This window comes from Anabaenopsis tanganyikae CS-531, assembly GCF_029891675.1.
GTDB lineage: Bacteria > Cyanobacteriota > Cyanobacteriia > Cyanobacteriales > Nostocaceae > Anabaenopsis > Anabaenopsis arnoldii.
In genome coordinates this window covers 58,401-66,989 of sequence record NZ_JANQDF010000091.1, presented here as the reverse complement: position 1 = coordinate 66,989, position 8,589 = coordinate 58,401, and the positions used below count along the sequence as shown (strand labels likewise).

General features: G+C 40.4%; 9 protein-coding genes. 3 read left to right on the top strand and 6 right to left on the bottom strand.

Annotation, left to right across the window (positions count from 1 at the left end):
- Window positions 1-224 (top strand): type ISP restriction/modification enzyme (locus NWP22_RS09565; protein WP_280801783.1); only part of this gene is annotated, 224 nt, incomplete at its 5' end.
- A gap of 54 nt (window positions 225-278) precedes the next feature.
- Here NWP22_RS09565 and NWP22_RS09560 read toward each other — a convergent pair.
- The 3 genes from NWP22_RS09560 to NWP22_RS09550 form a co-directional block, all read right to left on the bottom strand.
- Complete coding sequence (locus tag NWP22_RS09560) at window positions 279-1,310, bottom strand: dihydroorotate dehydrogenase-like protein (RefSeq protein WP_271732901.1); 1,032 nt, start codon at window positions 1,308-1,310, stop codon at window positions 279-281.
- A 200-nt stretch (window positions 1,311-1,510) separates the two neighbouring features.
- Window positions 1,511-2,299: a superoxide dismutase gene (locus NWP22_RS09555; RefSeq protein WP_271732900.1), complete on the bottom strand. Its 789-nt coding sequence runs from the start codon at window positions 2,297-2,299 to the stop codon at window positions 1,511-1,513.
- Between the two features lie 50 nt (window positions 2,300-2,349).
- Window positions 2,350-2,700, bottom strand: a complete 351-nt coding sequence (locus NWP22_RS09550; RefSeq protein WP_271732898.1) for a phage holin family protein — start codon at window positions 2,698-2,700, stop codon at window positions 2,350-2,352.
- A gap of 568 nt (window positions 2,701-3,268) precedes the next feature.
- On the opposite strand from NWP22_RS09550, the gene NWP22_RS09545 reads away from it, so the two are divergent.
- Window positions 3,269-3,658, top strand: a complete 390-nt coding sequence (locus NWP22_RS09545; RefSeq protein ID WP_280791574.1) for a hypothetical protein — start codon at window positions 3,269-3,271, stop codon at window positions 3,656-3,658.
- Window positions 3,659-3,912: 254 nt separating this feature from the next.
- Here NWP22_RS09545 and NWP22_RS09540 read toward each other — a convergent pair whose 3' ends face one another.
- The gene (locus tag NWP22_RS09540; protein WP_280801782.1) at window positions 3,913-5,040 is read right to left on the bottom strand and encodes a site-2 protease family protein; all 1,128 of its coding nucleotides are present in this window, start codon (window positions 5,038-5,040) and stop codon (window positions 3,913-3,915) included.
- Window positions 5,041-5,151: 111 nt separating this feature from the next.
- Window positions 5,152-6,273, bottom strand: coding sequence for an HhoA/HhoB/HtrA family serine endopeptidase (locus tag NWP22_RS09535; protein ID WP_280801781.1), 1,122 nt, complete (start codon window positions 6,271-6,273; stop codon window positions 5,152-5,154).
- A gap of 121 nt (window positions 6,274-6,394) precedes the next feature.
- Between NWP22_RS09535 and NWP22_RS09530 the strand changes: the two genes are divergently transcribed.
- Window positions 6,395-7,072: a DUF305 domain-containing protein gene (locus NWP22_RS09530; RefSeq protein ID WP_280801780.1), complete on the top strand. Its 678-nt coding sequence runs from the start codon at window positions 6,395-6,397 to the stop codon at window positions 7,070-7,072.
- Window positions 7,073-7,168: 96 nt separating this feature from the next.
- Here NWP22_RS09530 and NWP22_RS09525 read toward each other — a convergent pair whose 3' ends face one another.
- On the bottom strand, window positions 7,169-8,380 hold the full coding sequence (locus NWP22_RS09525; protein WP_280801779.1) for an ATP-binding protein: 1,212 nt from the start codon (window positions 8,378-8,380) through the stop codon (window positions 7,169-7,171).
- Window positions 8,381-8,589: the final 209 nt, after the last annotated feature.

The following is an 8,589-nucleotide window of genomic DNA, read 5'->3' as shown; positions in this document are numbered from 1 at the left end:
TGATTAATAAAAAGGGGGATAAATTCACAGGGGTACCAGAGCAAGTATGGAACTTTTATATTGGTGGTTATCAAGTTTGTCAAAAATGGCTCAAAGACCGCAAAGGACGCACCCTAAATCATGAAGATATTCTACATTATCAGCGTGTAGTCGTGGCGCTGCAAGAAACCATTAAGTTAATGCAGTTAATTGATCAGACTATTCCTAGTTTCCCTGTGGTTTAGAACCCCACCCCCAGGGGGTTAAAGGGTCAAGGGGTGGGGTTACGATCATGGTTTTCAACCAAAGTAATATGATGTATCGTGGTTGGCTTTCCATTCAGGTTTATAACTAGCAAGCGATCGCATATACTGGACACGTTCAAAGGCGCTAGGATTGGGGCAATTTTGTTGACTCATACTCCCCTGCATTTGTTGTACTGACTCGTACTCGTGTTTTTCCATCCATTCGCGCATTTCCCGCTCGATCACACGAATCTGGTCAATTCCATGCTTAAGTAAAACTGAGCAAAGCATAGTAATTTTCGCCCCAGTCATCACCATTTTTAATACATCCTGTCCACTGTGAATACCGCTAGTGGCTGCCAAATCAGCATGAATGCGACCATGGAGGATAGCAATCCACCGCAGGGGTAACCGCAGGGATTGGGGTGTACTTAACAATACATTAGTTTCAACATCCAAGAGATTGAGATTAATATCCGCCTGGTAAAAGCGGTTGAATAAGACTAATGCATCAGCCCCAGCAGCATCCAAACGTTGAGCCATATTTGCCATACTAGTAAAATAAGGGCTGAGTTTCACTGCTACGGGGATAGTAACTACTGCTTTGACCGCATCGAGAATATTAATATAGGTCTGTTCAATTTCATTACTAGTGAGTTCCATATCAGTAGGAACATAGTAAATATTTAACTCTAGCGCGTCCGCTCCCGCTTGCTGAATTTGCTTGGCGTAGTTTGTCCATCCACCCAGGGATGAGCCATTGAGACTAGCAATAATGGGGATACTCACCCTTTCTTTAGCTTTGCGGATATGCTCTAAATAAGTTTCTGGTCCTACCCGGAAGTTAATGGAATCAGGTAAGTAGGTGAGAGCTTCCGAAAAACTTTCTGTACCTTGGGTGAGATGATGGTGGAGTTCATGACTTTCTAGGCGCAATTGTTCTTCAAATAATGAATGCATTACTACCGCAGCAGCACCTGCTGTTTCCATACGCTGGATATTATCAATGTCTTCCGACAGGGGCGATGCTGAGGGAACAAGAGGAGACTTCAATTTTATCCCCATATATGTTGTTGTTAAGTCCATACTCATTACTCCTGTTGTTAATGTTCTCAGGGGTAATTAACCACAGAGAAACGCGAATAATCTTGTATTCATTTCTGGGTATAATCTCTAGCAGCCAAATATCGATAGGTTTCCCAACGGGTTTTGACATCAGCTTGAGCTTCTTTGAGTAATTGCTGTGCTGCTTGGCTGTCCCCAAAAAACTTTGCGACCCTTTGCGTTTAAAACTGTAATGAAACCTGCGATCGCCTGTTAACTTCCGACCAATTGACCACACCCCACCAATTATTTAAATACTCACCGCGGCGGTTGCGATACCTCAAATAATAGGCGTGTTCCCAGACATCATTACCCATAATTGGGTATGCACCATTCATAATCGGGTTATCTTGATTAGGTGTAGTGACGATTTGCAATTCACCCGTTGAGTTACGCACTAACCAGACCCAACCACTACCAAAGCGATCGCTTCCAGCTTGGTTAAACTGTTGTTTAAACTGATCAAAACTGCCAAAAGTTTGGTTAATTTCTGCCGCAATTTCCCCTGTAGGTTCTCCACCACCTTCAGGGGTCATAATTTGCCAAAAAATTGTGTGATTCAGATGTCCACCACCATTATTGCGAACCTTGGTGCGGATATTTTCAGGAACACTATTTAAATCCCGCAGCAAAGCCTCAACGCTCTTTTTCTGTAAATCTGGCTGTTCCTTGAGAGCATCATTGAGATTATTCACATAACTAGCATGATGTCCGTCATGATGTAGTTTCATAGTTTCCGCATCAATAGCTTTTCCCAGTGCTGCATAATCATAGGGTAATGGTGGTAACTTTGCAGGTTCTGCGCTGAGTTCTCCATCAGGAGAAGCTACGGGGGGAAATATAGCAGCAATAGCGGTTTGTCCAGAAGATTGTGATGCAGCTATGGGTAATGCTTGATAAGAAAGTAGCACTATCCCCATCAGCATCGCTGTCACTAGCAAGACAATTTTTTTGACAAAAAATTTAGACATAAACATTCACACCACCATGATTTTTTGTATTCTGAAAAAGTGGACTTTTTTTAACTCCAGGTTCTGACAATAGCTAGGAGGATAGAATTAATAATCGCCAAGGCGATCGAGCCGACTAATGCACTCCAAAAACCCCATCTCAGAGTAAATCCTGGAACCAAAGCAGCAGCCAGAGCAAAAATAATTGCATTCAAGATGAAGAAAAACAACCCAAAACTCAGAAGAATAACAGGGAACGTAAAAAATGCTAGAATCGGTAGTAAAATTGCATTCAATATGCCGAAAACTGCTGCAGAAATTGCTGCTTTACCCAAACTATCGATTTCAATACCGATAGGTAGTCGAGCAATGATTAAAAAGCTAATTGTAGTTACTAACCAAGTTAGAATAAGGTCTAACATTTATGATTCCTCACTATATTTAATTAATGGTTAACATCAATCATATTTTTATCTTCCTATCTTCTCATTAATCTAGTTTGATTAACAGTAGTCTTTTGTTAAATTCTATCATAAAATTCACCTTTATTAAACCGATGTATTAATCTATTACTTTGGATATATAACTAAAAATTATAAACAAAACTATCGGCAGATATAGGGTAAATTTGATTCTGCTAAATATATAATTAAACCATAAACTAAAGTGAGGATTTTGCATCTTAATGTAAGTTAATAATATCAGCGCATTTTCAAGAACAGATTTTATCTAGACTATAAAAAATGAATATTACCGCATCAATCATACTCTGTAGCTTCTAGACTGTTTATTTCCCATCCATCTGCAAAAATTTTCTGGGAATTGTCAAACTGAACCAGCGGTAAATTTACCCTGACTTGTTAATTAGAGTTTTGGCAAAATTATCATAAATCAATCATTAACCGCCGATGAAAACCTAGGGTTATGCTGAAATTCAAGATTCATAGTGTATCAAAAATAACATATTGTAGATAGCTGAGGATAAAAAATATGTCTGTTGAAGTAATTACCCCGCAGAAAATGGGAGAAAATAGAAATATTTCTCAAGTAACTCAAAGTGAAGTTAAACAAGAGCAAATGCAACCAGATGGTATAAATATCCCAGATGTAGCTTTAAGTTTATCTCCCATAGCTTTGCTATTCAGTTGGGTGATGTTTTTCCTGATATTACAAAAAATCCGCACTGTTTTAGACAATAAGATGGTTTTTACCCTCAATGGTATACATAAGGTTCCGTGTAAAAACTGTCGGTTTTATTCAAATAACCATTATCTCAAATGTGCTGTAAAACCTTCTATTGTCATGACTGAAGAAGCAAAAGATTGCTCCGAATATTCACCCAAAAATGGCAAATTCTCACCAAATAGCCTCTTTAAATAATTTTATGCTTATTAAATGCTTAATTTTAATTTTTAGTCAATCCTTAGAGGTTGTTTTATAACTTTTCAACAGGTAATTTTCATCTTAGGGAACAGGGAACAGGGAACAGGGAACAGGGATTAGGGAACAGGGATTAGGGATTAGAGAACACACCCGAAGAAACAAAATCAAGTCCCATTCCCTTGTGAAGGGAATGGGGAGGGTGGGGGTAAAACAATATTTGATACACTAATCATACCTTTTAAAACATCCTCTTAAGTAAGCTCACCTAAATCTCGTTGTCGCTGTAACCAGTAAGCTAAATCATTGGCTGTAATGATACCTTTAAGTAAATCATTGTGAATCACCAGTACACGGCGAACCCCTGAATCTTGCATTTTTTGCAATACTTGAGACATCTGTTCTTCTGGACAAGCAGTAACACCGTTTTCCGTGGGTATCATTGTATCTTTGACAGTACAATATTGCCATTCTTCCCTGGGGATATCCTTCACCTGATTTAAAGTAATAATACCTACAGGATGTCCGCCTTGTGTAACTGGAAAAGAATGATAGCGACGACTGAGAAAATATCTATCTACTAACTCTTGAAGTTTCATGTCAGGACTAACAGTTTCTGGGTGAGGAGTCATAATTTCCTGGGCCCTTACCCCTTGTAAACTGGTGCGCAGCAAAAGTTCCTCATAGCTAGTTTCGGCGGCGTTGTACAAGAACCAACCGATGAGAATTAGCCACAGTCCCCCCAAAATCGCCCCAGCAAACATCTCTAAAACACCGAAGACAATTAACAGATAACTCAGCCATTTTCCCCCGTTAGAGGCGATTTTTGTGGCTTTTTTGAGATTACCCGTATACTTCCAAAGAAGAGAACGAAAAACGCGACCGCCATCTAAGGGGAAGCCCGGTAACATATTGAAGATAGCTAGAGCCAGATTAATTACCGCCAGGTAAGCAAAAACACCGGTAAAAACCACACTCAAACCCGTATTTGTTCCCACATACCAAATCAAACCAAAAACAGCAGCTAGCAGCAGACTGACAACCGGACCGACCCCAGCTATTTGGAACTCATCCCCTGGCGTTTCTGCATCCATACGAGTCCGGGAAACTCCACCAAAAATAAATAGGGTGATACCTTCTACGGGAATTCCCTTGGCTCTGGCCACGAAGGAGTGAGAAAGCTCATGTGCTAGCAGGGACGCGAAAAACAGCAGGGTTGCTACTATACCCATACCAAAATAGGTACTACTATCAAATCCGGGATAGTTGGTGGGGAATATCCCAGCACTTAAAGTCCACAGGACGAGAAAGAAAATTATCAACCAAGACAAATCAACTCGGATTTCAAATCCGAAAATAGAACCAAGACGAAAACCTTCCATAATAATTTCTAATTAAGAAAGTCCCATTTTCACCACCGCAACTATAGACAAAAGTAATTTATTTTGCTTCTGACAAATGATAGAGAGGTAAAATCTATCTTTTGACTGTTGCTATTGTGTGGGTAAAGCTTCTGGTTTGACTGTGATGTTCTGTCTACTCCCATCGCGGTTGATGGTGATCACCATGGTATTACCGATGTTGGTGGTTTCTACTTGTTGCTGTACTTGCTTGATATCTTGAATCCCTATATTATTGATACTTTCAATAATGTCACCGGGACGCAAACCAGCGCGAAAAGCAGGGGAGTTACCAACGACTCCCAGAATAATTACACCGCTATCCTGAGTAATTCTCATCCCCGCATCACTTTGATTGATTTTCTCACGTAACTCAGGGTTTAACTGAGCCATTTGAATACCGATGTAGGGGTGAGATACTTTTCCCGTGGCGATTAATTGTTCTGCAATGCGTTGAGCAGTGTTGATGGGAATGGCGAAACCTAACCCTTGGGCTCCCTGGATGATAGCGGTGTTCATCCCAATTACTTCTCCTTGAGCATTCAGCAGCGGACCGCCAGAGTTACCCGGATTAATGGCCGCGTCAGTTTGGATAAAGTCCACTCGTTCTGCAGGTACACCCAGAGCTGCTACAGAACGCTGTGTAGCGCTGATAATTCCTTGGGTGACTGTATTATCTAACCCTAAAGGATTACCAATGGCGATCGCCCATTCTCCTGGTATTAAATTATCCGAATTACCCAGCTTCACCGTCGGTAAATTCGTGGCTGCAATTTTGACAACAGCAACATCAGTTACTGAATCAGCCCCCACCACCTCCCCTTGAAAACGGCGGCCATCCTTCAATATAACTGTGACATTATCCGCATTTGCTACCACATGGGCATTAGTAAAAATTAGCCCATCCGCAGTAGTAATAAATCCTGAGCCGAGACCCTGTTGTACCTCTTCCCTAGTGGGTAATTCTCCCAGGAAAAACCTTTCTAAGATGGGGTCTGGGGATATTTCCACAGTGCGGGTAGAGTCAATGCGCACCACTGCAGGACCTACCTCTTGGACAACCCGAGAGATGTAATTTACATCATTAGTAACCGTGGATTGTACTAATGTATTTCCTGGGATTGGTGCTTGAGCATTCCTGACATCTCTAGTAGGGATACATCCAGTAACCAATAAAACTAAGCAAAAAACTGCTCGCTGGAGAAGTCCTTTCATTTATATGCTTGAGGACTGGGGAATGAATACCCAATCACCTCCTATTTTACTCAGGACCCAGAGCCTGGTTAATTAGACAGATCAAAATATAATCGAGATCATGCCTTGTGAAGAATCAACCATGCAAATCTTATCTTTGAGAAATAAATTTTTAGCTTGGAGCTTTGTAGTGTTTACATCCTTAATTGGGGGAGTTTTGACAGCTTGTTCCACAACCACATCCGAAAACCCCAACCCCAATACCACCGCAAGTGAAACCAGTAATCACCACAGTCAGATAGATCATGCTATGGATTTAGGTCCAGGGGATGCTAATTATGATTTACGCTTCATTGATGGCATGATTTTACACCATCAAGGAGCTATAGATATGGCTCAGGAAGCACAGGAAAAATCACAACGTCCTGAAATCAAACAGCTAGCAGAGGAAATCATTACCGCCCAAAAGCAAGAAATTGCTCAAATGCAGCAGTGGCGCACAGCTTGGTATCCTCAGGCCGGTGATCAACCCATGGCTTATCATGCTCAAATGGGTCACATGATGCAGATGACAGCAGCACAAAAGCAAGCCATGATGATGACCATGGACTTGGGTGTTGCTGATGATAAATTTGATTTGCGTTTTATCAATGGGATGATTCCCCACCACGAAGGTGCTGTAGTCATGGCCCAAGATGCTTTACAGAAGTCTCAGCGCCCAGAAATGCGGGAATTGTCCCAAGAAATTATCAAAGCCCAAGCAACAGAAATCAATCAAATGAAACAGTGGCGACAAGCTTGGTATAAATCGGATATGTAATACTCAGCCTCCGCGACCCTCTGCGTTCATCAAAACCAACATACTCAACTATCCCACCCGGGATAGTTTGGTGCACAGCCATAATTACCCTCGGTCTTACCTCAAGGGAATCGTGACAATAAAAGTAGTCCCCATCCCCACCTCACTCTTCACAGCAATTGAACCTGTGTGTAGTTGAATACATTTGCTCACAATGGATAACCCTAAACCCATCCCGTGAAGATTACCTACATTGGTGGCGCGGTGAAAACATTCAAACAATTTAACTTGGTCTGCTTCAGGAATACCAATACCTTGGTCTTGAACAGTAAAACTTACATTTGACTTGCTAATCTTGAGGTTAAACTCTACCGTAGTTCTATCAGGTGAATATTTGATGGCATTAGCCAGCAAATTGATTAAAATTCGCCTGAGTAGTTTTTTATCTAAATTCCCAATTACGCCAGATTCAGCAGTAGTAGCAAAGACAATATTATGATGTGGCGCACTTAATTGCATCTCTTCCCCTAATTCCTGACAAAAACTAATTAAATCTAAAGGAGCAGGTTTAAATTCTAACTGGCTATTTTCCCCTTGATTAATTAATAAAATATTATCTAATATTTCTGTTGTATATTTCACATAATTTAGAATAAAATCTAAATGTTTTTTCTTTCTCTCCTCGTCGAGTTGATCACCAAAATCTTTTAAAATCCCAGCAGAAGAAGCAATTACAGATAAAGGGGTGCGAAACTCATGGGAACTCATAGCTATAAAACGCGACTTCAATTCACTCAGTTCTCTTTCTCGCTCTAAGGTTTTCTTGATAGCAGGAACCACTAAGGGTAATTCTTCTGAATCTATGGACTCTATAAAAGATTGGGAATTTTCATAGACAGATTCACAGGAACTCACTGTTACTAAACCCACAACCTCATTCTGTTCATCAACAATAGCTAGATTGTCAGTTTTGTATTGATGTAACAAATTCAGAGCTATAAAAATATTTGTAAATTGTGATTTTTCTAGAGTCACCGGATGCTGATTCATCACCTCAGTTAGGGTTGCTTGCTCCAGATTCACCCCCATGGCTATACATCTAATCAGATCCTTGTGCGTGAATATCCCAACTAATTTTTGATTTTCCACTACCAGCACACAAGTGGGGTTTTCTCTATCATTCACCAATGATGAGGTGAGATTATAGGTGTCACAAACCTGAAACATTAACTTAACGGCTGCAATTACCGATGTTTCAGCACTCAGGATCAAGGGACAAGGTACTATCGCTTTGTGAATATCCGAAACACCAAAAAATTTTGTTGACATACTTCTTAATCATCTTCCAGGATTGTATTGCTTTGATTAATAACTCCCGACAGAGTTCAAAAATTATACTAACATTAGCTTCTGTAATAAATTTCATTTTTCCGACAACAATATCAAAATAATTACTAAAATAGTCTGGTTTGGCAATCCCAGTAATTCCTGATTATTATGTTCAGTGTTACACCTGAGGAGACCTGAGCCGTAAAGCC